The sequence below is a fragment of the Streptomyces sp. NPDC057136 genome (assembly GCF_042670885.1).
Taxonomy (GTDB): domain Bacteria; phylum Actinomycetota; class Actinomycetes; order Streptomycetales; family Streptomycetaceae; genus Streptomyces.
Genome location: NZ_JBHUUV010000001.1, coordinates 408897 through 434402 on the forward strand (window position 1 = coordinate 408897; position 25506 = coordinate 434402).

At 67.2% G+C, this 25506-nt stretch carries 20 protein-coding genes; 11 read left to right on the forward strand and 9 right to left on the reverse strand.

Annotation, left to right across the window (positions count from 1 at the left end; genetic code table 11):
* Positions 1 to 106: 106 nt before the first annotated feature.
* The 3 genes from ACFT7S_RS01900 to ngcE all read right to left on the reverse strand — a co-directional run bounded on the left by ACFT7S_RS01900 (position 107) and on the right by ngcE (position 3524).
* Positions 107 to 1033, reverse strand: coding sequence for a carbohydrate ABC transporter permease (locus ACFT7S_RS01900; RefSeq protein ID WP_382725899.1), 927 nt, complete (start codon positions 1031 to 1033; stop codon positions 107 to 109).
* 18 nt (positions 1034 to 1051) lie between these two features.
* Complete coding sequence (locus ACFT7S_RS01905) at positions 1052 to 1975, reverse strand: carbohydrate ABC transporter permease (protein WP_382725558.1); 924 nt, start codon at positions 1973 to 1975, stop codon at positions 1052 to 1054.
* A 97-nt stretch (positions 1976 to 2072) separates the two neighbouring features.
* Positions 2073 to 3524: an N-acetylglucosamine/diacetylchitobiose ABC transporter substrate-binding protein gene (gene ngcE, locus ACFT7S_RS01910; protein WP_382725560.1), complete on the reverse strand. Its 1452-nt coding sequence runs from the start codon at positions 3522 to 3524 to the stop codon at positions 2073 to 2075.
* A 576-nt stretch (positions 3525 to 4100) separates the two neighbouring features.
* Here ngcE and ACFT7S_RS01915 point away from each other — a divergent pair.
* Entirely contained in the window at positions 4101 to 7913 is a 3813-nt protein-coding gene (locus ACFT7S_RS01915; RefSeq protein WP_382725564.1) for a GH92 family glycosyl hydrolase, read from the forward strand.
* Positions 7914 to 8006: 93 nt separating this feature from the next.
* On the opposite strand, the gene ACFT7S_RS01920 is transcribed toward ACFT7S_RS01915, so the two are convergent.
* Positions 8007 to 8624 (reverse strand): histidine phosphatase family protein, encoded by a 618-nt coding sequence (locus ACFT7S_RS01920; RefSeq protein WP_382725567.1) that lies wholly within the window; start codon positions 8622 to 8624, stop codon positions 8007 to 8009.
* A 135-nt stretch (positions 8625 to 8759) separates the two neighbouring features.
* On the opposite strand from ACFT7S_RS01920, the gene ACFT7S_RS01925 reads away from it, so the two are divergent.
* The 4 genes from ACFT7S_RS01925 (at position 8760) to ACFT7S_RS01940 (ending at position 12071) form a co-directional block, all read left to right on the forward strand.
* Entirely contained in the window at positions 8760 to 9605 is an 846-nt protein-coding gene (locus ACFT7S_RS01925; RefSeq protein ID WP_382725570.1) for a Scr1 family TA system antitoxin-like transcriptional regulator, read from the forward strand.
* Positions 9589 to 9786 carry a DUF397 domain-containing protein gene (locus tag ACFT7S_RS01930; protein ID WP_382725573.1) on the forward strand — a complete coding sequence of 66 codons (198 nt, stop codon included), beginning with the start codon at positions 9589 to 9591 and terminating at the stop codon, positions 9784 to 9786. The genes ACFT7S_RS01925 and ACFT7S_RS01930 overlap by 17 nt, the downstream gene beginning before the upstream one ends.
* 48 nt (positions 9787 to 9834) lie before the next feature.
* Entirely contained in the window at positions 9835 to 10407 is a 573-nt protein-coding gene (locus ACFT7S_RS01935; protein WP_382725576.1) for a hypothetical protein, read from the forward strand.
* A 383-nt stretch (positions 10408 to 10790) separates the two neighbouring features.
* Positions 10791 to 12071, forward strand: coding sequence for an RNA-guided endonuclease InsQ/TnpB family protein (locus ACFT7S_RS01940; RefSeq protein ID WP_382725579.1), 1281 nt, complete (start codon positions 10791 to 10793; stop codon positions 12069 to 12071).
* Between the two features lie 34 nt (positions 12072 to 12105).
* Here ACFT7S_RS01940 and acnA read toward each other — a convergent pair whose 3' ends face one another.
* Positions 12106 to 14829 carry an aconitate hydratase AcnA gene (acnA, locus tag ACFT7S_RS01945; RefSeq protein ID WP_382725582.1) on the reverse strand — a complete coding sequence of 908 codons (2724 nt, stop codon included), beginning with the start codon at positions 14827 to 14829 and terminating at the stop codon, positions 12106 to 12108.
* A 310-nt stretch (positions 14830 to 15139) separates the two neighbouring features.
* On the reverse strand, positions 15140 to 16210 hold the full coding sequence (locus ACFT7S_RS01950; RefSeq protein ID WP_382725584.1) for a protein kinase family protein: 1071 nt from the start codon (positions 16208 to 16210) through the stop codon (positions 15140 to 15142).
* 240 nt (positions 16211 to 16450) lie between these two features.
* Between ACFT7S_RS01950 and ACFT7S_RS01955 the strand changes: the two genes are divergently transcribed.
* From ACFT7S_RS01955 to ACFT7S_RS01975, 5 genes are all read left to right on the forward strand, one after another.
* The gene (locus ACFT7S_RS01955) at positions 16451 to 16861 is read left to right on the forward strand and encodes a VOC family protein (protein ID WP_382725586.1); all 411 of its coding nucleotides are present in this window, start codon (positions 16451 to 16453) and stop codon (positions 16859 to 16861) included.
* A 177-nt stretch (positions 16862 to 17038) separates the two neighbouring features.
* Positions 17039 to 17503, forward strand: a complete 465-nt coding sequence (locus ACFT7S_RS01960; RefSeq protein WP_382725589.1) for a helix-turn-helix transcriptional regulator — start codon at positions 17039 to 17041, stop codon at positions 17501 to 17503.
* A 5-nt stretch (positions 17504 to 17508) separates the two neighbouring features.
* Entirely contained in the window at positions 17509 to 18135 is a 627-nt protein-coding gene (locus tag ACFT7S_RS01965; protein ID WP_382725592.1) for a glyoxalase, read from the forward strand.
* Positions 18136 to 18228: 93 nt separating this feature from the next.
* A complete protein-coding gene (locus ACFT7S_RS01970; protein ID WP_382725595.1) occupies positions 18229 to 18687 on the forward strand; it encodes a pyridoxamine 5'-phosphate oxidase family protein in 459 nt (152 codons plus the stop codon).
* A gap of 167 nt (positions 18688 to 18854) precedes the next feature.
* Entirely contained in the window at positions 18855 to 20384 is a 1530-nt protein-coding gene (locus ACFT7S_RS01975) for a helix-turn-helix domain-containing protein (RefSeq protein ID WP_382725597.1), read from the forward strand.
* Positions 20385 to 20727: 343 nt separating this feature from the next.
* Here the strand turns inward: ACFT7S_RS01975 and ACFT7S_RS01980 are convergent, their stop codons facing one another.
* The 3 genes from ACFT7S_RS01980 to ACFT7S_RS01990 form a co-directional block, all read right to left on the reverse strand.
* Positions 20728 to 20994, reverse strand: coding sequence for a hypothetical protein (locus tag ACFT7S_RS01980; RefSeq protein ID WP_382725600.1), 267 nt, complete (start codon positions 20992 to 20994; stop codon positions 20728 to 20730).
* Between the two features lie 150 nt (positions 20995 to 21144).
* The gene (locus tag ACFT7S_RS01985) at positions 21145 to 22743 is read right to left on the reverse strand and encodes a hypothetical protein (RefSeq protein WP_382725602.1); all 1599 of its coding nucleotides are present in this window, start codon (positions 22741 to 22743) and stop codon (positions 21145 to 21147) included.
* Positions 22744 to 22953: 210 nt separating this feature from the next.
* Positions 22954 to 24396 (reverse strand): MFS transporter, encoded by a 1443-nt coding sequence (locus tag ACFT7S_RS01990; protein WP_382725605.1) that lies wholly within the window; start codon positions 24394 to 24396, stop codon positions 22954 to 22956.
* 140 nt (positions 24397 to 24536) lie between these two features.
* On the opposite strand from ACFT7S_RS01990, the gene ACFT7S_RS01995 reads away from it, so the two are divergent.
* Entirely contained in the window at positions 24537 to 25460 is a 924-nt protein-coding gene (locus ACFT7S_RS01995) for a LysR family transcriptional regulator (RefSeq protein ID WP_382725607.1), read from the forward strand.
* Positions 25461 to 25506 lie beyond the last annotated feature (46 nt).

Genomic DNA, 25506 nt, shown 5'->3' on the forward strand with positions numbered 1-25506 from the left:
GAGCGGGGAGGGCCTCGGTTGAGCGCAGTGGCGGAGAACGCGGAACGCCCGGGTCCGGCTGCCTGAAGCAGCTGGACCCGGGCGTTGCCGGAGCGGATGTGCCGTACTACTTCATCGCGCCCGCCGTCAGACCGGCCTGGACCTGGCGCTGGAAGATGAAGTACACGACCAGGACGGGCAGCATGGCGATCATCATGCCCGCCATCAGTGCGCCCCAGTCGTTCTCGTAACCCTGCTGCAGGGCGATCATCGCGAGGCCCTGGGTCAGCACGTAGTCCTTCTCCTCCTGGTTCAGCACCATGGGCAGCAGGTACTGGTTCCACTGTCCGAGGAAGTTGAAGATGCCGATGCTGATCAGGCCGGGCTTGGCCATCGGCAGCATGACCTGGAAGAACGTCCGGGTGTGCGAGGCCCCGTCGATCATCGCCGCTTCGGCCACCGAGGTCGGCAGCGTCCGGAAGAACGACGTCATGAAGAAGACGGTGAACGGCAGCGAGTAGGCGATGTAGACCAGGATCATGCCCTGGTACGTGGTGAGCAGCGACCCGGTCGGGAAGTCCCGCATGACGAAGAAGAGCGGGATCACCAGCATGAAGACGGGGAAGGACATGCCGGCCACGAACAGGTAGTAGATGAAGCGGTTGCCCGGGAACTCGAAGCGGGCCAGGACGTAGGCGGCCATCGAGCCCAGCACCATCGTGCCGATGACCGAACCGCCCACGACGATCACCGTGTTGATGAAGTACTGGCCCATGTTCGCCTTGTTCCAGGCGTTGGACCAGTTCTCCCAGTGAAGGCTGCTGGGCAGGCCCCACGGGTCGGTGAGGATGCCGTTACTGGTCTTGAAGGAGCTCCACAGCACCCACAGGAGCGGGACTCCCACCATCAGCGCCCAGACGACCAGCATGCCGTGGGAGAAGACGTTGAGTACGCCTCCCTCCTTGCCGCCCTTGCCGCTTTTGCCGCTCTTGGCGGAGCTCGGCTTCCTCGCGCCGGGTATGACGCCCTGCTTCGGTGTCTCGTCGGTCTTGATCGTCATCCGCCCGTACCCCTAGAACTCGATCCGCTCACGCCGCGCAAAGCGCATGGTGAGCACTGCGAACGTCATGGTCACGACGAGCATCGCGACGCCCATCGCCGAGGCGTAGCCGAACTGGCTGTCACGGAAGGCCGTCTGGTAGAGCCTCAGCGGCATGACATCCGTGGCGCCGTCCGGACCGCCCATGTTCACCGACATGATCTGGACCAGGGCGAACGCGTCGAGGGCGATGATGCCCATGTAGACCCAGCCGGTCTGAACGGTGTCCCACAGCAGCGGGAGGGTGATCCTGAAGAAGGTGTGGATGCGGTTGGCCCCGTCGAGCAGGGACGCCTCGTAGATCTCCCGCGGGATGGATGCCATCGCCGCGGAGAAGAGCACCACATAGAAACCGACATTGGACCAGACCATGACGGCGCTGATGCAGATGAGCGCCAGGCTCTTCTCGCCCAGCCAGGCGTTCTGCAGGCTGTCGAGACCCACCGTTCCCAGGAGGGAGTTGAGCATGCCGTCCTGGGGATCGGGGTTGTAGATGTTGAACCAGATGACCGCGATGATCGTGATGGAGATGACCTGCGGGAAGAAGAAGATGAGCTTGTAGAACTTCGATCCTGTGACGCCGCCGACCACTTCGTTCTTCTTGCGCCGGCCGCCGACATTGAGCATGAAGGCGAAGAAGAGCCCCATGCCGAGCGTGACGACCGGGATCGCGACGAGCATGTAGATGTTGTGCCGCAGCGCGTTCCAGAAGTCGTCGCTCTCCCAGAGCCTCTCGAAGTTGTCCAGGCCGACGAACTTCGACGTGCCGACCAGTCCCGACCAGTCGGTCATCGAGATCTGGAACGCCTGGACGAACGGCGAGAGCACGAAGATCGCGTAGATGATCAGAGGCAGGGCCAGGAAGCCCGCTATGAATCGGTATTTGCCGTGTTGCATAGTGCTTCCCGGCCCTTCCCCTCGTTTGCCTTCTACTGCCAGGTGCGGAATCGGAACCGCGGACTCGTGAACCGCGGCTCACGAGTCCGCGGGCACATCAGGCAGTGCGCTTGAACTTCTTGACCGAGCTGTCCCGTGCGACGTCGTCGCAGTACTTCTGGGTCTTCTTGATCCAGTCGGAAGCCTTCAGGTCGCCCGTGAGGAGCTGGCCCGTGAGACCGCCGATCTTCTCGTCGGTGAGCGCCGGGTACCACTCCTGCAGCTGGAGGCTGATGAGGTTGTTACCGGCCTCACCGAAGACCTTGCTGGCCGAGGCGAGACCCGGGGAAAGGGTCATGCCGTCGGTGGCGCCGGTGACACAGGTCAGCGACTTCACCTTGGTGGCGAAGTTCTGCGCGTGCTTCTTCGAGAGCATGATGCGCAGCATTTCCATGCCGCCCGCCGGGTTCTTGCCCTTGCTCGGGACGATGAACGGCTCACTGGGCTCGGCGCGCAGCGAGGCGGCGGGCATCTTGTCGTCCGCACCCCCGTCGAAGAGCGCGCCGACGGCCATGCCGAAGTCCTTGGGCGTGGTCGAAGCGGCCTCGTTCTCGACCCACGAACCGTTCGGGATGAACACGGCCTTGCCCTTGTTCCAGGCGGTCTGCGACTGGATGTGGGTCAGGCCCTGGCTGCCCTCCAGGAAGTACTTCTTGGCGGCCAGCTCCTCGTAGTGCTCGACGACGACCTTGACCGCGTCGTTCTTGGCCCAGGCGTTCGGCTCGAGGTTGTCGATCTCGATCCACCCCGGCATGCCGCCGATCTTGGCGATCTGCGCGAAGAGGTTGAAGTGGACGTAGTACGGGAACTTGCCCGCGTACGTCCAGGGCGCGATGCCCGCCTTCTTGATCTCCGCGCAGGTCGCGACCATCTCGTCGAGGGTCTTGGGGTACGCCCAGCCCTTGTCCGTCAGCAGCTTCTCGGAGTACCAGGTGCCGTAGATGGTGAAGGCGTAGTACAGGACGTCGAAGACGTCGCCGTGCATGCCCTTTTCGAGCGTGCTCGGGTGAATGGTGTCGCGGATCTTCTTGGCCGCGTCGTCCATCGACGCCGCGTCGAGAAGGACACCGAGGTCCTGCAGCTGGCCCTGGGTGGACAGCTTGTTCATGTCCAGGTGGTCGGCACCGGAGTTGTCGATGACGTCCGGGGGGTTGCCGCCGGCGAAGCGCGGGGTCAGCTTGGGGCCGACCTGCTGCGTGCCGGTGTGCTTGACCGTGGCGCCGTAGGTCGCCTTGAAGTCGGTTTCCGCGTCGATGGCGTACTGGTCGCCCAGGCCGCCCTTGAAGATGAACGCCTCCAGCGGGGCGCCCTTCTTGACACCGAGCGGGTTCTTCGCCGACTTCTCGCCCTCGGGCTTCTTGGTGCCCTTGTCTTCGGTGCCGCCACCGCCGGTGGCGCAGGCGGAAAGGAAGCTCATCGTCGGAATGGTGACCAGACCGAGTGCGGCAGACCGCTTGATCAGATTACGACGGCCAAGGCCCTCATTGTTGTGGGCGGAGGTGGATCCCATGCTCAAGTCCTCGCCTTCTCCAGGACTCAGGCGGTGTATCGGTCACCCGTCGATATCGCCTCAGGCGAAGGGCCCCGCCACCGCGGTCAGTTGCGCTTGGGTCGTACAGATTTTCGGATCTTGTGTGCGGTGGGGGCGCCGGGGAAACGTACCGCTTCGAACGCCCCAGGCGTCTCCCGCAACCGTCCCCCGTGCCCCCGAGTGCACCGCCGTGTGAAGCGGCCGTGCAGATGCCGACAGGTATAGTCCACTTGTCGCCAACTCAGCAAGATCGAGTGCAGGTTTGGGCGGCAGTCTTTCCCGAGTTGAGACCTCACCGCTACCCGCGCTCTCCCCAGTCGGATCACGCCGGACTCCGCGCGCCGCCGCCGCAAGGTATCAATTTCCCCACGACGGCTGATTTCAGCACCGTTTCCCCGGCAACACCCTTGACACCACTGCGCCCTTACCTCCCTACTGGACCCTGCGAATCGGGTTTGACAACGTTGTCCAACGCCTTTTTCAGGGGAGGAATCGCTCGGGATGATCCGGAAGACCGGTATCAAGAGAGTCCATGCAGTCGCGACAAGAGTCCATATGAGAGCCCATGTGACCGCCCTGGTGGCGGCCGCTTCGCTCCTTGTGGTGACCGCTCCTTCCACCGCCACCGCCCGGCCCTCCGCCGCTCCGGACCAGCCGGTCGACAGCGGCCGGGAGTTCAGCACCTCGTTCGAAACGGATGAAAGACAGCCAGACTGGCGTAACACCGTCGAAGAGGGGCCCGACGGAAAGAACCGGTCATCAGGTGTTGATGGCGGATTCTCCGCCGGAATACCGGGCAATGTCACCGACAAGGTGACGGACCTGCGCGCCAGTGGGGAGAACACCGGCAGCGGAGAGGTGAAAGAGAATCTCGTCGATGTCGAATCCGGCACGAAGTGGCTGACCTTCGCACCGACCGGATGGGTCGAATTCGACCTGGCTGAACCGGTCAAGGTTGTGACATACGCCCTGACTTCGGCCAACGACCACGACGAACGCGACCCGAGCGACTGGACGCTGAAGGGCTCCACCGACGGCACCACATGGAAGGACCTGGACACCCGCACCGGCCAGACCTTCTCCGAGCGATTCCAGACCAAGTCGTACGATTTCACGGCCGATGCGGCCTACCAGCACTTCCGTCTGGAGATCACGAAGAACAACGGCGCTTCGGACGTGCTCCAGCTCGCCGACGTCCAGTTCTCCGACGGTGACACCTCCGCGCCCACCCCGGACGAGATGCGCAGCCAGGCCGACCGCGGCCCGTCCGGCTCCCCCACCGCGAAGTCGGGCGCCGGGTTCAGCGGGAAGAAGGCTCTGCGGTACGCCGGTACGCACAAGCCGGACGGCCGCGCCTACTCGTACAACAAGGTCTTCGACGTCGACACGGCCGTCACGAAGGACACCGAGCTCTCCTATCTCGTCTACCCGCAGATGGGCGAGACGGACCTCGACTACCCGGCGACGCACATCGCGGTCGACCTCGCGTTCACCGACGGCACGTACCTCAGCGGCCTCAAGGCGACCGACAGCCACGGCGGCGTGCTGACCCCGCAGGGCCAGGCCGATGCCAAGCGGCTGTACGTGAACCAGTGGAACAAGGTCGCCTCGCGCATCGGCACGGTCGCGGCGGGCAAGACCGTCGACCGTGTCCTGGTGGCGTACGACTCCCCCAAGGGCCCGTCGAAGTTCCAGGGCTGGATCGACGACATCACGATCGCCCCGAAGGCCCCGGAGAAGCGCAAGGCCCACCTGGCGGACTACGCGCTGACCACACGCGGCACGAACTCCAGCGGCGGGTTCTCGCGCGGCAACAACATCCCGGCCACCGCCGTCCCCCATGGCTTCAACTTCTGGACGCCGGTCACCAACGCCGGCTCGACGAGCTGGCTGTACGACTACGCCCGGGGCAACAACGAGGACAACCTGCCCGAGATCCAGGCGTTCAGCGCCAGCCACGAGCCGAGCCCCTGGATGGGTGACCGCCAGACCTTCCAGATGATGCCGTCGGCGGCCGAGGGCACGCCGGACGCCTCCCGTTCGGCGCGCGCGCTGCCGTTCCACCACGAGAACGAGACGGCGAAGCCGCACTACTACGGTGTGACATTTGACAGTGGACTCAAGGCCGAGATGACGCCCACCGACCACGCGGCGCGCATGCGCTTCACCTACCCCGGTGACGACGCGAGCATGGTCTTCGACAACATCTCCAACGCCGGCGGGCTGACCCTCGACGCGAAGACCGGTTCCTTCACCGGCTTCTCCGACGTGAAGAGCGGCCTCTCGACCGGAGCCACCCGGCTCTTCGTATACGGCGTCTTCGACGCGCCGGTCACCGGCAGCGGCAAGCTGAGCGGCGGTGGCGGCGCCGACGTCACCGGGTACTTCCGCTTCGACGCCGGTGAGGACCGTACGGTCGGTCTGCGCCTCGCGACCTCGCTCATCAGCGTGGACCAGGCGAAGCAGAACCTCGCCATGGAGCTCCCGGAATCGGCCTCCTTCGAACAGACCAGGGACCGGGCGCGGAGCGCCTGGGACCGCATCCTGGGCAAGGTCGAGGTCGAAGGGGCCAACGCGGACCAGCTGACCACGCTCTACTCCAGCCTCTACCGGCTGTACCTGTACCCGAACTCGGGCTTCGAGAAGGTCGACGGCACGAACAAGTACGCCAGCCCCTTCTCCCCGCAGACCGGCCCCGACACCCCGACCCACACGGGCGCGAAGATCGTCGACGGCACGGTGTACGTCAACAACGGCTTCTGGGACACCTACCGGACGACGTGGCCCGCCTACTCCTTCCTCACCCCGAAGAAGGCCGGCGAGATGGTGGACGGCTTCGTCCAGCAGTACAAGGACGGCGGCTGGGTCTCCCGCTGGTCGTCCCCGGGTTATGCGGACCTGATGACCGGCACCAGTTCGGACGTGGCGTTCGCCGACGCGTACGTCAAGGGCGTGAAGTTCGACGCGAAAGCGGCGTACGAGGCGGCGCTGAAGAACGCCACCGTGGTCCCGCCGACCTCCGGCGTAGGACGCAAGGGCATGGAGACCTCGCCCTTCACCGGATACGCGAACACGGTGACGCACGAGGGTCTTTCCTGGTCGCTGGAGGGCTACCTCAACGACTACGGCATCGCGCAGATGGGCAAGGCCCTCTACAAGAAGACGAAGAACGAGCGCTACAAGGAGGAGTCCGACTACTTCCTGAACCGCGCCCGCAACTACGTCAAGCTCTTCGACGACAAGGCCGGCTTCTTCCAGGGCAAGAACGCCAAGGGCGAGTGGCGGGTCCCCTCGGACCAGTACGACCCGCGGGTCTGGGGCTACGACTACACCGAGACCAACGGCTGGGGCTACGCCTTCACCGCCCCGCAGGACAGCCGCGGCCTGGCCAACCTCTACGGCGGTCGCGCGGGCCTCGCCAAGAAGCTGGACACGTACTTCGACACACCGGAGACCGCGGGACCGGAGTTCGTCGGCTCGTACGGGGGCGTCATCCACGAGATGACGGAGGCCCGCGACGTACGGATGGGCATGTACGGCCACAGCAACCAGGTCGCCCACCACGCCACGTACATGTACGACGCGGCCTCGCAGCCGTGGAAGACGCAGGAGAAGGTCCGCGAGGTCCTCGGCCGCCTCTACACGGGCAGCGAGATCGGTCAGGGCTACCACGGTGACGAGGACAACGGCGAGCAGTCGGCGTGGTTCCTCTTCTCCTCGCTCGGCTTCTACCCGCTGGTGATGGGCAGTGGCGAGTACGCGATCGGCTCGCCGCTCTTCACGAAGACCACGGTGCACCTGGAGAACGGCCGGGAGCTCGTGGTGAAGGCCCCGAAGAACAGCGCGACGAACATCTACGTTCAGGGCTTGAAGGTCAACGGCAAGCAGTGGACGTCCACTTCCCTGCCGCACGACCTGCTGGCCAAGGGCGGCGTGCTGGAGTTCGACATGGGCGCCAAGCCCTCCGCCTGGGGCACCGGCAAGAACGCGGCGCCGGTCTCGATCACCCAGGACGACGAGGTGCCGACCCCCAAGGGCGACGCGCTCAAGGGCGACGGCGCACTCTTCGACAACACCTCGGCCACGAAGGCCACGGTCGAGTCGGTGGAGCTGCCGGTGGCCTCGGCCACGAAGGCGCTCCAGTACACACTGACCTCGTCCGCGGCGGACAAGGCCCCGGCCGGCTGGGTCCTCCAGGGCTCGTCGGACGGCACGACGTGGAAGGACCTCGATCAGCGGTCCGCCCAGTCGTTCGCCTGGAACAAGCAGACGCGGGTCTTCTCGGTGAGCACACCGGGTGACTTCACGAAGTACCGGCTGGTGCTGGACGGTTCGGCCGAACTCGCGGAGGTGGAACTGCTGTCCTGACCCCTGGTCCCACGCCGGCGGCCGGTGCCCCTCGGGGGCGCCGGCCGTCGGCGCGTGCCGCCCCCGGGCCGGGCCAGTCCCCGCCCTGTCCGGTCAGCGCTCCTGGAGTCTCTCCGGAAGCGCCAGGTTCAGCGCCGCGACGACCGGCCGGCCGTGTTCCGTACCGAGCCGGGACACGGCACCGGTGGCGAGCTGGAAGAGGCGGCCCTCGGCCGGTGTCAGCCCGAGGTAGCGGGCGGTCAGCACCCGCAGGAAGTGCGAGTGCGCTACCAGTGCAATGTCACCTTCCCCAGTACGCTCGGGCGCGGACCGCACGCCCGCCAGCACCAAGTCGGCCCGCTCCCCGACCTGCTCCGGGCTCTCCCCCGGGTGCTCCTCGGCGCCGGGGTCGACCCCATCGGTCCACAGGTTCCAGAGGGGCCGCGTGCGCTGGATCTCGCGAGTGGTGATGCCCTCGTAACCGCCGTAGTCCCACTCGCGCAGCTCCGGTGTGACGCGGGCCGAGGCGAGACCGGCGAGCGCCGCGGTGCGCCGGGCCCGCAGGGCGGGGCTGACGAGCGCGAGCACGATGTTCCGGTCGGCCAACAGCGGGACGAGCGCACGGGCCTGTCGCTCACCGACCTCGGTGAGCGGCAGGTCGGTGTAGCTCGTGTGCTGCCCGGAACGGGACCACTCGGTCTCGCCGTGGCGGATCAGGATCAGCTCGCCCATGGTGGTTGTTCCGCTCTCTGGTATATCGGTGGCGCGGCTGTCGCAGGTGCGAACGCGCGGGCCCACGATCGCACTTACGGATGAGCGTTGCCCGATCGCCCCAGCGGCGCGCCGCTCGACGCTACGTTGTGGTGCATGCCGCTGCCGAAGGATCTGGATCCGTACACCAATCCGCGGGCCTTCTACGGTGCCGAGTTACGGCGACTGCGCGAGGCCGCCGGGATGTCACAGGAGCAGTTGGGCGAACGGGTGTTCTGCTCGGGGGCGTACATCGGCATGTTCGAGGCAGCGGCCCGGCGTCCGCAGGAGGACATGTCGAAGGCGTTCGACGAGCTGCTGGGAAGCGGCGAGCATCTTCAGCGGCTGTGCAGGCTGGCGCGGCAGTCGAAGGTGGCGGAGTACTTCGCGGATGCGGCGGAGCTTCAGGTGCAGGCTTCGTACATCGACGAATTCTCGTCGATGCTCATCCCCGGCCTGCTGCAGACCGACTCCTACGCCCGGGCGCTCACCAGGGCCTCGCATCCGTTCGCGGAATCAGAAGTCATCGAGGGCCACGTGAGGACGCGCATGGAACGCGCATCTCTCCTCAACTCTCCCCGGCCACCCGTGCTCTGGATCGTGATTCACGAAGCCACGCTGCTGCTGCCGGTGGGCGGGCCAGCCGTGATGGCCGAACAGCTCAGCTACCTCGCGGAGCAGACCCAAGCGCGCCCTCGTGTCGTCACCCAGGTGCTCCCATTCTCCGCAGGGGTGCACAGTCTGCTGGACTCAGCAGTGACTCTGATGCGGTTCGATGCCTCCCCCGCCGTCGTGTACACCGAGAGCGCGTACAGCGGCCAACTCATCGAAGAACCGCTGCTGGTGGAGCAGTGCCGCTCCGCATACGATCTGGCGAGGGCTGCCGCACTGTCGCCGGAGGCGTCCCTGGCTCGGATCGTCTCGGCGGCAAGGGAGTTCGCGACCGATGAGCACCGCACCTGACCTGCGCACCGCTGCCTGGCGTACCTCCTCGTACAGCAACGGCGACGGCGGCAACTGCGTTCAGGTCGCCGACAACGTCCCCGGCTTCGTGCCCGTGCGTGACTCCAAGCTGGCCGACAGCCCGGTGCTCGCCTTCCGGGCCGCCGGCTGGGCGGAATTCGTGCGGAGCCTCAAGCGGTAGTCACTTACCGTAGGGGCCCTGCCTGCACGTTTTCCCGAGGGGGGCCTCATGTCCCACAGTTTTCCGCCGCCACCACCGCCCCACCAGCCACAGCAGCAACAGCCGTGGGTGACGCCGCCCGGGTGGGGAAAGCCGCCGCCGCGCAAGAGCAGTACGGGGCTGGCCGTCGGCCTGTCCGTCGGAGGTGCCGTCTTCGTGCTGGCCCTCCTGGGCACGTTCCTCTACTTCCTGGGCCAGGTCGTCACCGAGTCCGAGGGGCCGCGCACCACTCCGTCGGCCGAGGCGCTGCCGAGCCAGGAACCCACGGTCACGCCCAGTCCTACGCCCACCGGAACGGATGCAGAGGACGACGTCCGGATCGCCGGGTGTGCCGTGGACTCGCTGACCTCGTGGCCGTCCGCCCGGATGGAGATAGTGAACGGCTCAGGGGCCGCGGCCGATTACGTCGTGACCGTGGAGTTCGTGGACGGGGACGGCGCCCGGGTGGCGGACGGGATCGTCGGCGTGGTCGGCCTCGCGCCGGGAAAGACGGCGAAGAAGAAAGCGCAGGGGCTCGGCGAGGCCCCGCGCGACACGAAGTGCCGGATCTCCGACGTGCACCGGACTCCGGCGGCCGGCTGACCGCACGCCCCCCGGAACGAACCGGAACCAGACCGAAGGGCCGCACCCCGTGACGAGGGGGTGCGGCCCTAAGTGGTGTCCGCTGCGCTCTACCTCTGATCTTGGCCAGTGCTCCACCCTTCGGAGGCGGGGAGTAAAGGCCGCCCTTGGCCCGGAGGTGCGGAGCGCTGGAGTGCTCTGCGCTTTTGGGGTAGCGGTCAGGCGGGAGCTGGTTTCCGATGTACTGCTTGACCACGGTCAGGGGTCGTTAGTGAGCGCATTCCGACGGTACTTCGTGACAAGGACCAAGAGAACGTGCAGGTTGTGGACAACATGGCGACCGGTTCCGACATCGGGATGCGAATTCCAGCGCGGTGACATTAACCAGCGCTATGTTCCCGGTTGTGAGTCAAAGCACTGTGGTCAAGCGGCAGTTCGGGCACCGTGCCCGGCTTGCACTGTCGCCTGCCGAGGTGTTGAAGACCGATGACCAGGCGCACGCGGCCCGCACCATGTGGAACCTGCTGCACGCCTGGTGGCAGATGATGCCGAAGGAAAAGCGAACTCTTGGACACGCGGACGCCGCGATCCGCCAGGCCCGCAAAGACATCGACTTCCTCGCTGTCCTTCCCGCGCAGGCCGCGCAGGCGGTACTCAAGACGTACTTCCAGGCGTGGAAGAACTGCTGGGAGGGCCGGGCCGGCGCGCCGGACTTCAAGGGCCGGTTCCGCACGGTGATGTCCGTCGACATTCCGCAGGGCAGAGACCTGAACATCGTGCGTGTGCATCGCCGCTGGGGCATGGCCAACATTCCCAAAGTGGGCCGGGTCCGCTTCCGCTGGACCAAGGACCTGCCGGTCGCCAAGCACGCCAACGCGGAGAACCGGATCACTGGGGCACGACTGGTCAAGGACACGCTCGGCTGGCACATCGCCTTCCGTGTCCAGAGCGTTGAGGCCAAGGCCGAGCCCCACCAGGGGCCGGAAGTCGGCATCGACGTCGGTATCACCGTGCCCATCGCCCTCTCCGACGGCCAGACGTACGAACACGGCGAGTGGCTGACCACGAAGGAGAAGGCCAAGCTCCTGGACTTGGAGCAGCGTGCCACCCGGCGTAAGCGGCACCGCAAGCCTGGTGAGCGCACCAGCCACCGGCTGCACCGCACCTATGACCAGATCGCAGGACTCCGCGCGAAAGCCAAGCGCAGGGCCCTGGACTGGCAGCACCGCACGACCACCACCATCGCCCGCACCTACGGCACCGTCGTGGTCGAAGCACTCACCATCACGAACATGGTCAGATCCGCCAGGGGCACCGTCGAGAATCCGGGGAAGAACGTCGCCCAGAAGTCCGGGCTGAACCGCTCCATCGCCGGGGAGGCGTGGGGCCGCACGGTCACCATGCTGACGTACAAGACCGCCCAGCACGGCGGCACCCTGGTCAAGGTCCCGGCGCCCCACACCTCCCGACGCTGCTCAGCGTGTGGACTCATCACGCCCGGCAACCGGGAGTCCCAGGCCGTGTTCGTGTGCAAGAACCCGGACTGCGGATGGTCGGGCAATGCCGACCACAACGCAGCCCGGAACGTCTTGCACCTGTACCGGATGGGCCTCGCGCTCATCCCGGCTGCCGGGAGGGCAGTCGTCAGGCGCGCGAAGCGCGTCAAACCCGCTACCGCAAGGTAAGCAGGAATCTCCCGGCCTCAGCCGGGAGAGCACTTCAATTGCGGATCAGGCTGCGGAGCACGTACTGCAGGATGCCGCCGTTGCGGTAGTAGTCCGCCTCGCCGGGGGTGTCGATGCGGACGACGCCGTCGAACTCCACACCGGTGTCGGTGGTGACCTTCACCGTGCGCGGCGTGGTGCCGTTGTTCAGCTCGGTCACGCCGGTGAAGGAGAAGGTCTCCTCGCCGGTCAGGCCGAGGGACGCGGCCGTATGGCCCTCCGGGAACTGGAGCGGCAGGACGCCCATGCCGATGAGGTTCGAGCGGTGGATGCGCTCGTAGGACTCGGCGATGACGGCCTTGACGCCCAGGAGCGCGGTGCCCTTGGCCGCCCAGTCGCGGGACGAGCCGGAGCCGTACTCCTTGCCCGCCAGGATGACGAGCGGGGTGCCCGCGGCCTGGTAGTTCTGCGAGGCGTCGTAGATGAACGACACCGGCGCACCTTCATCGGACCGGGTGAAGTCACGGGTGAAGCCGCCCTCGGTGCCCGGCGCGATCTGGTTGCGCAGGCGGATGTTGGCGAACGTGCCGCGGATCATGACCTCGTGGTTACCACGGCGCGAGCCGTAGGAGTTGAAGTCACGGCGCTCGATGCCGTGCTCCGTGAGGTACTTGCCGGCCGGGGTGTCGGCCTTGATCGCACCGGCCGGGGAGATGTGGTCGGTGGTGACCGAGTCGCCCAGCTTGGCGAGGACACGGGCGCCGGTGATGTCCTCGACCGGGGTCGTCTCCATCGTCATGCCGTCGAAGTACGGGGGCTTCCGCACGTAGGTGGACTCGGAGTCCCACTCGAAGGTGTTGCCGGTCGGGATCGCCAGCGCCTGCCACTGGGCGTCGCCCGCGAAGACGTCCTTATAGGACTTGTTGAACATGTCCTCGCCGATGGAGTTGGCGACGACGTCGTTGACCTCGGCCTCGGAGGGCCAGATGTCCTGGAGGAAGACGGGCTTGCCGTCCTGGTCGACGCCGAGGGCGTCCTTGGTGATGTCGACCTTCATCGAGCCGGCGAGGGCGTACGCGACGACCAGCGGCGGGGACGCCAGGTAGTTCATCTTGACGTCGGGGTTGATCCGGCCCTCGAAGTTACGGTTGCCGGAGAGCACCGAGGTGACGGCCAGGTCGTGCTCGTTGACCGCCTTGGAGACCTCTTCCGGCAGCGGGCCGGAGTTGCCGATGCAGGTGGTGCAGCCGTAGCCGACGAGGTTGAAGCCGACCTTGTCGAGGTACGGGGTCAGGCCCGCCTTGTCGAAGTAGTCGGTGACGACCTTCGAGCCCGGGGCCAGGGTGGTCTTGACCCACGGCTTGCGGGTCAGGCCCTTCTCCACGGCCTTCTTCGCGACGAGCGCGGCGGCGACCATGACGTACGGGTTCGACGTGTTGGTGCACGAGGTGATCGCGGCGACGGTGACGGCGCCGTGGTCGAGCTCGTACGTCGTGCCGTCGGGGGCGGTCACGGTGACCGGGTTCGACGGGACGCCGTCGGGGGACACGGCCGGGGAGTCGGAGGCCGGGAAGGACTCCTTGCTCGCCTCCATGTCGTCCGAGACGTAGTTGCGGACGTCCTGGGCGAACTGCTCCTTGGCGTTCGCGAGGACGATGCGGTCCTGCGGGCGCTTCGGGCCGGCGATGGAGGGGACGACCGTGGAGAGGTCGAGCTCCAGCTTCTCGGAGAAGTCCGGCTCGGCGGCCGGGTCCAGCCAGAGGCCCTGCTCCTTGGCGTACGCCTCGACGAGCGCGACCTGCTGGGCGTCGCGGCCGGTCAGACGGAGGTACTTCAGCGTCTCGTCGTCGATCGGGAAGATCGCGGCGGTGGAGCCGAACTCCGGCGACATGTTGCCGATGGTGGCGCGGTTCGCGAGGGAGGTGGCGGAGACGCCCTCGCCGTAGAACTCGACGAACTTGCCGACGACGCCGTGCTTGCGGAGCATCTCGGTGATGGTCAGCACGAGGTCGGTGGCGGTGGTGCCGGCCGGGAGCTCGCCGGTCAGCTTGAAGCCGACGACGCGCGGGATGAGCATGGAGACCGGCTGGCCGAGCATCGCGGCCTCGGCCTCGATGCCGCCGACGCCCCAGCCCAGCACGCCGAGGCCGTTGACCATCGTGGTGTGCGAGTCGGTGCCGACGAGGGTGTCGGGGTACGCCTGGCCACCCCGGACCATGACCGTACGGGCCAGGTGCTCGATGTTGACCTGGTGGACGATGCCGGTGCCCGGGGGGACGACCTTGAACTCGTCGAAGGCGGTCTGGCCCCAGCGCAGGAACTGGTAACGCTCCTTGTTGCGGCCGTACTCCAGCTCGACGTTCTGCGCGAACGCCTCGTTGGTGCCGAACTTGTCGGCGATGACGGAGTGATCGATGACCAGCTCGGCCGGGGCCAGCGGGTTGATCTTCGCCGGGTCGCCGCCCAGCTCCTTCACGGCCTCACGCATGGTCGCGAGGTCCACGACGCAGGGGACGCCGGTGAAGTCCTGCATGATCACGCGGGCCGGCGTGAACTGGATCTCCTGGCTGGGCTGGGCCTGCGAGTCCCATCCGCCCAGCGCCCGGATGTGGTCGGCGGTGATGTTCGCGCCGTCCTCGGTGCGGAGCAGGTTCTCCAGCAGCACCTTCAGGCTGTAAGGGAGGCGCGCGGAGCCCTCGACCTTGTCCAGCTTGAAGATCTCGTACGACTCGTCGCCCACGCGCAGCGTGCTGCGGGCGTCGAAGCTGTTCGCCGACACGACAGTCTCCTTCTTCAATGTGCGCGTACTACCGCGCCGCGCCTCATTGGCGGCCGGCGCCGCGTGGTGCCGCCTACGGCCCCCACCATCCGCTAAGGTAAGGATTAGTTAGGTAACCCTTACCGAGCGGCGGCTGCGGTACGCCTCGGCAGATATCTCGATGTCGAGATAACTCTAGTACATCGCCGCCGCGCGGTCATGCCCGGGCGCCGTCGATATGTCGTGGCGCCTTCGACCTCGGCCTCTTCGCGGCGGGCAGCGTCTCCGTACAGCGCCGGGAGCAGCGGGCGGAAATCGCGACTCGGGGCACTTACGTCCCTCGGCAGGTCCCTCGGCGCCCACGGGCCGCGATGCGGCCGATCTCCTCCAGCGGGTACGGGGTCTCCCTGCTCTCGTACTGGAGCTTACGGAAGAAGTCCGCCATCACTGCGGCGAGCGGCGCATGGCGGGCGAGGATCGCCGCGGCCACCTCTGGGTTTCCTGTGGGGCGCTCCCCTTGGGCATAGGCGCGCACCTGCGCCTCGCGGTCGTCCCTTCCGTGTCCGTGCAGGGCCGTGACCAGCCAGTTCACCAAGTAGCTGGCTGTGTAACAGCGATCGTAGGTCTGATGCCGGTCGAAGAAGTCGGCCTCCTCCTGGGACAGCTCGAACCGGGAGGAGAGTGCAAGGCCGAAGTCCGTGAAGAACAGCCGTCGGCCGTCGGTCAGGATGTTCTCGAAATGGGCGTCGAAGTGCAGCAGTCCGCGGCTGTTCATGAACGAGGTCCCGGCTTCCAGGTCCCGCTCCACCATCGTGCAGGCCCGGTCGGCGGCCTCGCCGCCGACGTCCATCTGCCGGCCAAGCCACCGGTGCAGGTTCTGCGGGATGTACTCCAAGAACAGTGCGACGCTCGCCGAGGACTGCTGGAGCGCCTCGATCCGGCGGCGTACCTGCGATCCGCCGCCCCAGTAGGCAACAGCCCGTTCGACGTCGGCCAGTTCCTCGGGCAGGGGCGTCGAGTCCGGCAGCACTCGCCAGTGATACATCAGGGGGAAGCCCTCGTATTCCCCTGCTCGTACCCAGTTCGTTGTCATGGTGTGCACGGCAAGTTCTCTCCAGGCCCCGAAGCCCGGCCCGCCGATGCCGTACTGACAAAAGACCGGCAACGCGAACACGTTCGCCGTGGACCGGATGAAGCCGTCCGGTTGCCTCTCCAGATCGGTGAGCGGCACCCGCTTCACGAAGACCTGGGTTCCGGCGATCTCCAGCAGAGCCGACTTCCCGCCGATGCCGGAACCGAGCGGCTCGGCCGTATCCACGAGCGCGCGCAGTGCGCGGTCATCGAGCAGAGCCAGGGACGCGGAGACGGCTCTGTGGGCGGTCAGACGCGCACCGCGCGACATAACAGAGAACTCCGCTGCTGCCTCCACCTGAACTCCGACCTCGATCGACCACGCTCGACATGTAGCTCGGCGGTGTGGCCTCCGGAACCGGTCGAGCTTCCCGGACGGCAACGATCGTGAACGGCTTGGAGTGCCCTGCCGCCGTTCAGGGGCTTCGGCCGATCTCTCGCGGGAAACACGCGGCGGATCGGTCAGGAATCGAGAAGCGCGGGTCGCCGAGCCGTGCCTAGCATGATCGGCATGGACATCACCATTCACACGAGCGCGCTCCCGCACGACGACCCGGATGCGTCCCTGGCCTTCTACCGAGACACCCTCGGCTTCGAGGTCCGCAGCGACGTCGGCCAGGGCAAGATGCGCTGGATCACGGTCGGCCCCGTCGGCCAGCCCAGCACGTCCATCCTGCTGGCGCCGCCGGCCGCCGACCCCGGGGTCACCGATGACGAGCGCCGCACCATCGCCGAGATGATGGCCAAGGGCACCTACGGCTGGATTCTGCTGGCCACCCCGGACCTCGACGGCACCTTCGAGAAGGTGCAGGCCGGCGACGCCGAAGTCGTCCAGGAGCCGACCGAGCAGCCGTACGGCATCCGCGACTGCGCCTTCCGCGATCCCGCGGGCAACCTGATCCGCATCCAGGAGCTCCGCTGATCCGTCCGGTCACCGATCCGGTCGCCGGTCCAGTCATGACGGCCGGCGTCGCGACCACCTGCGCACAAAGGCGGCGGCCAGCTCTTCGAGGCCGCCGCCCTCGCCATTGAGCGCCTCGCCGCCCACCTCTCCATGCGATCCAGGTGCTCGCCGACATCGATGAAGAGGAGTTCACCCATGTGTCACCCCTCGTGGGCCCGCGCACGCACCGCGGCGCACCATCTGAGCGACCTCGCGCGGCTGCGCCGCGTCCGCGACCGGATCGACCGTGAATACGCGCAGCCGCTGAACGTCGAGGCGCTCGCCCGCGGCGCGAACATGTCGCCGGGGCACCTCAGCCGCCAGTTCCGGCTGGCCTACGGCGAGTCGCCGTACGCGTACCTGATGACGCGTCGCACAGAGCGCGCGACGGCACTGCTTCGCCGAGACGACCTCAGCGTCACCGAGGTCTGTTTCGCGGTCGGCTGCTCCTCGCTCGGCACCTTCAGCACCCGCTTCACCGAACTGGTCGGCCTATCGCCCAGCGCCTACCGGCGCGGCGCAGCGGGCTCGGTGGCGGGGGTGCCGGCGTGTGTGGCCAAACAAGTGACTAGACCGGTCAGGAATCAAGAAGCACCGGCCGCCGCACCCCAACTAGCGTGATGACCATGGCATCCATCGAAACCATCACCCTCGACGTGGCCGACCCCGCGGCCGCCGACCACTTCTACACGACCGCCTTCGGCCTGGACTCGCAGATCCGCCTGCGGGCCTCGGAGGCACCCACCACCGGCTTCCGTGGGTTCACGCTGACCCTCACGGTCTCCCAGCCGTCCACCGTCAACAGCCTCATCCAGGCCGCCCTCGACGCCGGCGCCACGACGGTCAAGCCTGCCGCGAAGTCGCTCTGGGGCTACGGCGGTTTCGTCCAGGCCCCGGACGGGACGATCTGGAAGATCGCGACCTCGGCGAAGAAGGACACCGGCCCCGCCACCCGGCAGATCGACGACATCGTGCTCCTGCTGGGAGTCGCGGACGTGGCCGCGAGCAAGCGGTTCTACGTCGGCCAGGGCCTGGTCGTGGAGAAGAGCTTCGGCCGCATGTACGTGGAGTTCGCCGCCGGGTCGAGTCCCGTCAAACTGGCGCTGTACAGACGCCGTGCCCTTGCGAAGGACGTCGGCGTCTCTCCCGACGGCACCGGATCGCACCGGCTCGCGATCGGCGGCGACGGCGGGCCCTTCACCGACCCGGACGGGTTCGCATGGGAGGCCACGTCGGCGGCACCCGCATCCTGAGATGTCGCCCCACTGCCTCGAAACGAACGCCTGATGACCGGACGGAGCCCCTCCCCCTATGAAGGGGCTCGCCACGAAGCGACTGGAGGAAGCATGACGGACGCACCGCCCCGTGAACTTGAGGAGAGGCTGCGGGACACGCGTGCGAGGCTGGAGGGCGACGTCGATCTCTGGGTCGCGACGTCCGGCTCCCCGGGCGGGGTCCACCTCATCCCGCTCTCGTTCCTCTGGGACGGGACCACGTTCCTCGTTTCGACGCCGCGCACCTCGATCACCAGCCGCAACCTGGTGGCGGACGACCGGGTGCGACTCAGCTTCGGGCCGACCCGCGACGTCGTCATCGTCGACGCCACCGCCGAGCCGGTGAACATCGCCGACCTCGCTCCTGGGACGGGCGAGGCGTTCGCGGCCAAGACCGGTTTCGACCCGCGCGAGCCCGATGAGCAGGCCTACCGGTTCTTCCTGATCCGACCGCGGCGCATCCAGGCCTGGCGTGAGGCGAACGAGCTCCGGGGACGCGATCTCATGCGCGACGGCCGCTGGCTCGGCTGACCGCCGCCACCCGTACGGACGCGCTCGATGCGCCGGTCCGTCGGGCCTGACGGACCATTCGGAAGGGGCGGGGTCGCAGCGCCGGTGAGGGGCGGGGACGCGGCACCGGTTCGCGACACCCCACCCCCGCCGCGATCTTCATCTCATATCTGAGATAACGTGCGGGCATGGAAGACGACTACCTCGTACGCATCGGCAAGCTCATCCGTGACGCCCGTCAGCACCGGGGCTGGACACAGACACAGCTGGCCGACGCGCTCGCCACAAGTCAGAGCGCGGTCAACCGGATCGAGCGCGGCAACCAGAACATCAGCCTTGAGATGATCGCCCGCATCGGCGAGGCTCTCGACAGCGAGATCGTTTCACTCGGCTACTCCGGTCCCATGCACCTCCGCGTGGTGGGCGGCCGCCGGCTCTCCGGCTCCATCGACGTCAAGACGAGCAAGAACGCATGTGTCGCGCTGCTCTGCGCCACGCTCCTCAACAAGGGCCGTACGGTGCTGCGCCGGGTGGCCCGCATCGAAGAGGTCTTCCGGCTGCTGGAGGTGCTGAACTCCATCGGGGTCCGCACCCGCTGGATCAACGACGGTGTGGACCTGGAAATCGTCCCGCCCGCGCAGCTCGACCTCGCGTCGATCGACGCGGACGCCGCGCGCCGGACCCGGTCCATCATCATGTTCCTCGGCCCGCTGCTGCACCGGGTCGACCAGTTCACCCTCCCGTACGCGGGCGGCTGCGACCTCGGTACGCGGACCATCGAGCCCCACATGATCGCGCTGCGCCGGTTCGGTCTGGAGATCGCCGCGACGGACGGGCTCTACCACGCGCAAGTCGACCACTCGGTCTCCCCCGACCGCCCCATCGTGCTGACCGAGCGCGGCGACACGGTGACCGAGAACGCGCTGCTGGCCGCCGCCCGGCACGACGGCACCACCATCATCCGTAACGCCTCCTCCAACTACATGGTCCAGGACCTGTGCTTCTTCCTGGAGGCGCTGGGCGTCAAGGTCGAGGGCGTCGGAACGACGACGCTGACCGTGCACGGCGTCCCGCAGATCGATGTGGACGTCGACTACTTCCCGTCCGAGGACCCGGTCGAGGCGATGAGCCTGCTGGCCGCCGCGGTGGTGACGGAGTCCGAGCTGACGATCCGCCGGGTGCCGATCGAGTTCCTGGAGATCGAGCTCGCGGTGCTGGAGGAGATGGGCGTCGACTGCGACCGTACGACGGAGTACGCCGCCGACAACGGCCGCACCCGACTGGTGGACCTGACCGTCCGGCCCTCCAAACTGGAGGCGCCGATCGACAAGATCCACCCGATGCCGTTCCCCGGCCTCAACATCGACAACGTGCCGTTCTTCGCCGCCATCGCGGCCTCCGCGCACGGCCAGACCCTGATCCACGACTGGGTCTACGACAACCGGGCCATCTATCTGACCGACCTCAACCGCCTCGGCGGCAGGCTCCAGCTCCTCGACCCCCACCGGGTGTTGGTCGAGGGCCCGACCCGCTGGCGCGCCGCCGAAATGATGTGCCCGCCGGCACTGCGGCCGGCGGTGGTGGTCCTGCTCGCGATGATGGCGGCCGAGGGCACGTCCGTCCTGCGCAACGTCTACGTGATCAACCGCGGTTACGAGGACCTGGCTGAGCGCCTCAACTCGGTGGGCGCGCAGATCGAGATCTTCCGCGACATCTGACCGACGAAGGCCGCCGCACCCTATCTGACCAGTGAAAACGCGGGTCAGGAGGGGTGCGGCGGACCCGTGGGACTTCTCTGGGACCACGTCACCTGCTGCCGCACTCTGCGCGGTATGACCCTGCAGGCATCGAATCTGCGCCATGGGCAGATGGCCTTGAAGCTCGCGGACTCGGCCCCCGGCTTGCCGAGCGTTCCTGCGCGGCCAACAGCCGGGGCCTTCTCTGTCACGTACGTCAGCAGCCACCGGAGGAGGCCGGGGCGCCGCGGTGTTGGCGGTTGACCTGCTGGTTCGCTTCGATCCCGGCTCCGGCTCCGGCTCCGCTCATGACCCGCAGCATGGGTTATGCCCAGGTACGGGAGCAGAGCACCAGGCGGTAGCCGTCGGGATCGGCGATCGTCACGCCGTGCGTATCCCAGTACGGGTTGTGCGCCTGCACGCGCGTGCCACCAGCAGCTTGCAGGCGGTCGATCAGGGACTGGTCAACCGGCTCGCCCAGGTAGATCACGAAGAGGTCGTCCACTGTCGGGGTGGGCTCCAGCGGGTCCTGCGTTGCCCGTTGCCAGCGGACCGTTTCCCTTGCGATCCGCAGCCGCCGCGAGACCTCCATGATCGAGTGCCCCTCTGCACGGTGAACGTCGGATCGTCCACCGCGACCCGGCGCACATTTCTCCCCGGGCGGCGCAGCGCAATCCGGGCACGTACGGTTTCTCGCGACCTGCCGCACGGCAGGGTCCACAGCTCTGCGCGACAAACGAGATCAGGACTCTCCCGGTGATGCCCTGCACAGGACCGTCTCGGATGGCTCGTCCCCGGTGCTGGTGTCAGCCTGTCGGACGAGGTTCGCTGCCCGTTCGGCCGTGAGCTTGCGGTGAAAGTTGAGGAGCCAGGACGGTGGGTCATGGAAGAGGGCGGCCAGTTCCCCGACCGTTCGAACGTCGAGGCGGTGCTTGACCGTGGTGGCGTGTGCGATCTGAAGGGCCTTGGCGACCTGGTTCGGCTCCAGCACGTCGGTGTGGGAGCGCGCCAGGAACCGTTCCGCTCGGCTCGAGATCAACAGGTGCGGGTGTGGGGGCCCGGTCCGGGGCGTGGGACGAGGCCGGGGAGCCTTGGGTGCGCGGCCGAGCTGCTGGTTCTGGTTGACAGTTCGCTTCTCGGCAAGTGTGCGGTGGTAGGCCACCAGCCAGCTGGCAGGTGAGGCAAAGGCGGCCTGGAACTCTGCCGCTGTGGTGATCACCAGGCCGCGATTCTCGAAGGTCGACGGCGCGAGCTGGAGCGCCTGGCCCACCTGCGTGGACGTCAGCCTCTGCTCGGGGAGCAGAGCCAACAGAGCCTTCGCCTTCGAGGACACGAGCAATTCGGGGTGCGGAGGCTGAACAGCGGCTGGACGTTGTGACGGCATCACGGTGGGCGTGATGGCAGGGCGCCGCTGTTCAGCGAAGGCGGTCAGCTTGGTGACCGCCGTGTCAGGGATGTGGCTCCAGCGAGGCTGCGGGCGGTGGTTGGGGCGCGACCTGAGCTGTTGGTAGCGCAGCGGCAGTCTCCAGCCCTGGAGCCGGGCCAGTTTCGATGTGACCCGGGCTGTTTCCTCCGGGACACCGCCCTTGGTCACCAGCATGTCGAGGAGGCGATCCTCAGGAGTGTCCGGGCACTGCTCACACGAGGAGCAGATCCGCCACACACGGCCCCGGATCTCCAGCTCGGCCGCATCCGGCCGAGCCGAACCGCCGCAGTACGCACAGCCCCATACGGTGTGCTCGGCGACGGTACGGCGCACGGTACGGGGAAGCCGCGACACTGACGGGAGCTCTGCCAAGATCCCTTCCAGAACTGCAAGTTCGGGACAGACCAGGCCGACCCTCTGCTGCCCCCGGCTCCCCGAAGACGGCTGGAGCACGGTCTGGGGAACCAGAGGCGGCAGCCCAAGTCCGGCGCGCAGAGCATCGACACGGGCCTCGTCGGCGATCGGATGCCCGGATACGGTGCCATACACCTGCGGGCGCCGCTCTGCCACGCACAGCGCGTCCTTGGCCTCGGCCAGATGCCGGGCCGGAATCCGCCCCTGCCCAACCGCAGCGGTGACCAGCGGCAAGACCTTGCGGATCTCCGTCCCGTCCAAGGTCAGGAGAATCCGGTGCGCAGCCAACACACCCTGCTCACCGACCTGCTCCACGCCCGGCCAGGCCCGCAAGACGCCACAGGCCATCGCCAGATACTTGAATCCCTCGCGTCGGCACTGTCCGGCATATCGGATCCGGGTCGCCTTCTCCGCCGGACCCGCCTCACGCACCCGCCGACGCGAGTCGGCGATCCGCGCGGACCACTGTTCCAGGCCGGCCCGGAGTTCTTTCGTCAGCACACCCACATCATCATGGGCACCACCGGGATCCCTCGCTGTCGAGCCCGGGCGCGTTCGGGTGGCGTTTCTCAACTCGGGCCGCCGATGACCTTCCCCAGGCGGCTCCGCGTAGGAGATGTCAGTGCAACGACTGCCCTCGGGCTTTTCTGGGAGTTCCGGCTGCGCGAGGGGTGCTGAAGGTTGACGGTCACGAACCTGCCCCTCCGGCGTTCAGTGAGAGACGGGTACGTCGACACGCTCGGCGCCGTCCCCCGCTGCGACGGTCGGCGTACCGCCCCTACGGGACTGCAGGCCGAAGGCGCCGACGGCGGCGGCGATGACGGCCGTGGCGAACGGGACGAACAGTCCGGCCCGATAGCCGTCCAGCAAGGCGGCAGGAGTGTCGCCCCGGGTGGCGGCAACACTGACGGCGGTGACGGCGGAGAGACCGAAAGCGGCACCGAACTGGAAGGCGGTGTAGAGGAGACCGCCCGCGAGACCTTGCTCCTCGTCCGCGATCCCCTCTGTACCTACGATGGTCAGGGGGCCGTAGGCCATGGAGAAGGCGAGTCCGAGGACGATCAGGCTCGGGAACATGGCCCCGTAACTCCAGTCCGCTCCCAGTGGCAGAAACAGCCCGTAGGAGAGCGCTGCGAGCACGAGGCCGCCGAAGATCACCTTGGCGTTGCCGAAGCGGTTGACGAGGCGTGGGGTCAGGGTCGGCGAGAGGACCGCGTCGATACCGATGACCAGCAACGCCAGGCTCGTCTGCAGCGTCGTCCAGCCGCGCAGTTCCTGGAGGTACAGCACCACGAGGAACTGGAAGCCGAAGAATCCGGCGGCGAACAGCATGGCCGCGAGATTCGCCCGCACCAGGGAACCGTTACGGAAGATACCCAGGCGCACCAAGGGCTCGGCGGCACGGCGTTCGATGAGGACGAAGGCCACGAGGAACGCCAGTCCGGCGAGGAGCGTGCCGAGGCTGGAAGCGGGAGCGCCGTGTGCCGCACGCTCGACCCCCAGCACAATCAGCACCAGACCGGCAGTGACGGTGAGCGCGCCGGCCCCGTCGAGGCGCCTTCCGGACCTGTCGGGACGCGCCGAACGGGGAACGAACACCAGGGCCGCGACCAGAATGAGAAAGGACAGGGCAACCGGCGCGAAGAAGACCCAGCGCCAGCCGATGGCGGTGAGCAGCCCGCCCGCGACCAGTCCGATCGTGAAGCCTCCCGCGGCAGTGCCCGAGTAAACGAGCAATGCCTTGTTCCGCTCCGGACCTTCCGCGAAGCCTGTGGTGATGATGGAGAGACCCGCCGGAGTCATGAAGGCGGCGGCGACTCCCGTGACGAACCGGGCGACGATCAACATCCATCCTTCGGTGGCGAAACCGCCCAGCCCGGAGAACACCAGGAAGACCGTGAGCCAGAGAACGAACATTCGACGGCGTCCGAACAAATCGGCCGCCCGTCCCCCGAGAAGCATGAAACCGCCGTAACCGAGTACATAGGCGCTCATGACCCACTGCAACTCACCTGTGGACAGGCCGAGATCGGCACGGATCGACGGCAGGGCCACATTGAGCATGGCTACGTCGATGCCTTCGAGGAAGATCGCGCCGCACAGCACGAGCAGGATGCCCCACTTGCGCGCGTCCAGCTCTCTTGAAGCACTCATGACGATGAACTCCTTCCGGAGCACGAGGTTGTCTGGTGCCTCCAGCCTTCGCGACGGTGTACCCGGGAACAACAGCGATGATCGCAACGTTCGTTAAGCCAGGCTTACCGATTCTTCTCCCCGCCACCCCGGAGACGTACGTGGACCAGAGCGAGCTCCACTCCTTTCTCGTGCTCACCGAGGAACTGCACTTCGGCCGTACCGCCGACCGCCTGCGTCTCTCACGCGCCCGGGTGAGCCAGCTCATCCAGCGGCTGGAGCGCCGTGTGGGTGCTCCCCTGTTCACGCGCACGAGTCGCCGTGTGACCCTCACCGCTCTGGGCGTCCGGCTCCGTGACGACCTCGAACCGCACTACCGCGGGATCGAGGATGCCTTGGCGCGTGCTGTCACCGCGGCACGCGGAATCGAGGGGGTCCTGCACGTCGGCTTCTCCACGCCCTTGGCAGGAGAGATGGTGATGAAGGCGACCGAACGGCTGCGCGTCACGCATCCCGAACTCGCCGTCGAGGTGTGCGAGGTTCCACTCTCCGACCCATACGGAATGCTGCGCAGGGGCGAGTACGACATTCAACTGACGGACTTTCCCGCATACGAGGACGACCTGACGCGCGGCCCCACGCTTCTCACCGAAGACAGGGTGCTGGCTGTCGCGACCGGGCACCTCCTGGCCGGACGGGACACGGTGACACTCGACGATCTGGCCGGTGTGCCCTTGCTGACCGTTGAGGGCGACATTCCGGACCATTGGATGGAACATCAGGTTCCGACGCGCACGCCAAGCGGCAGGCCGATCGAACGGGGGCCGTCCGTCACCAACTTCCAGGAGGCGCTGACGTTCGTCGCCGGCGGGAAAGGGGGCTTACTGGCGGGAGCCCATATCGCGCTCTACCACGGGCGTCCCGGAATTGCCTACGTACCGGTGGAGGAGGGCAAGCCCCTCGGGTACGGACTGATGTGGCGGTCCGACGGCAGCAACCGGGCCATAGAACTCTTCGGTCGTACAGCCCGCGAGGTTGCGCGGGACATGGCACCGGCCGATCCCGGGAAACCGGTAGCCAGCTGATTCCGGGGGCCTCGCGGCGGCAGGTTGGTGGGTCCGCTCGATGCGG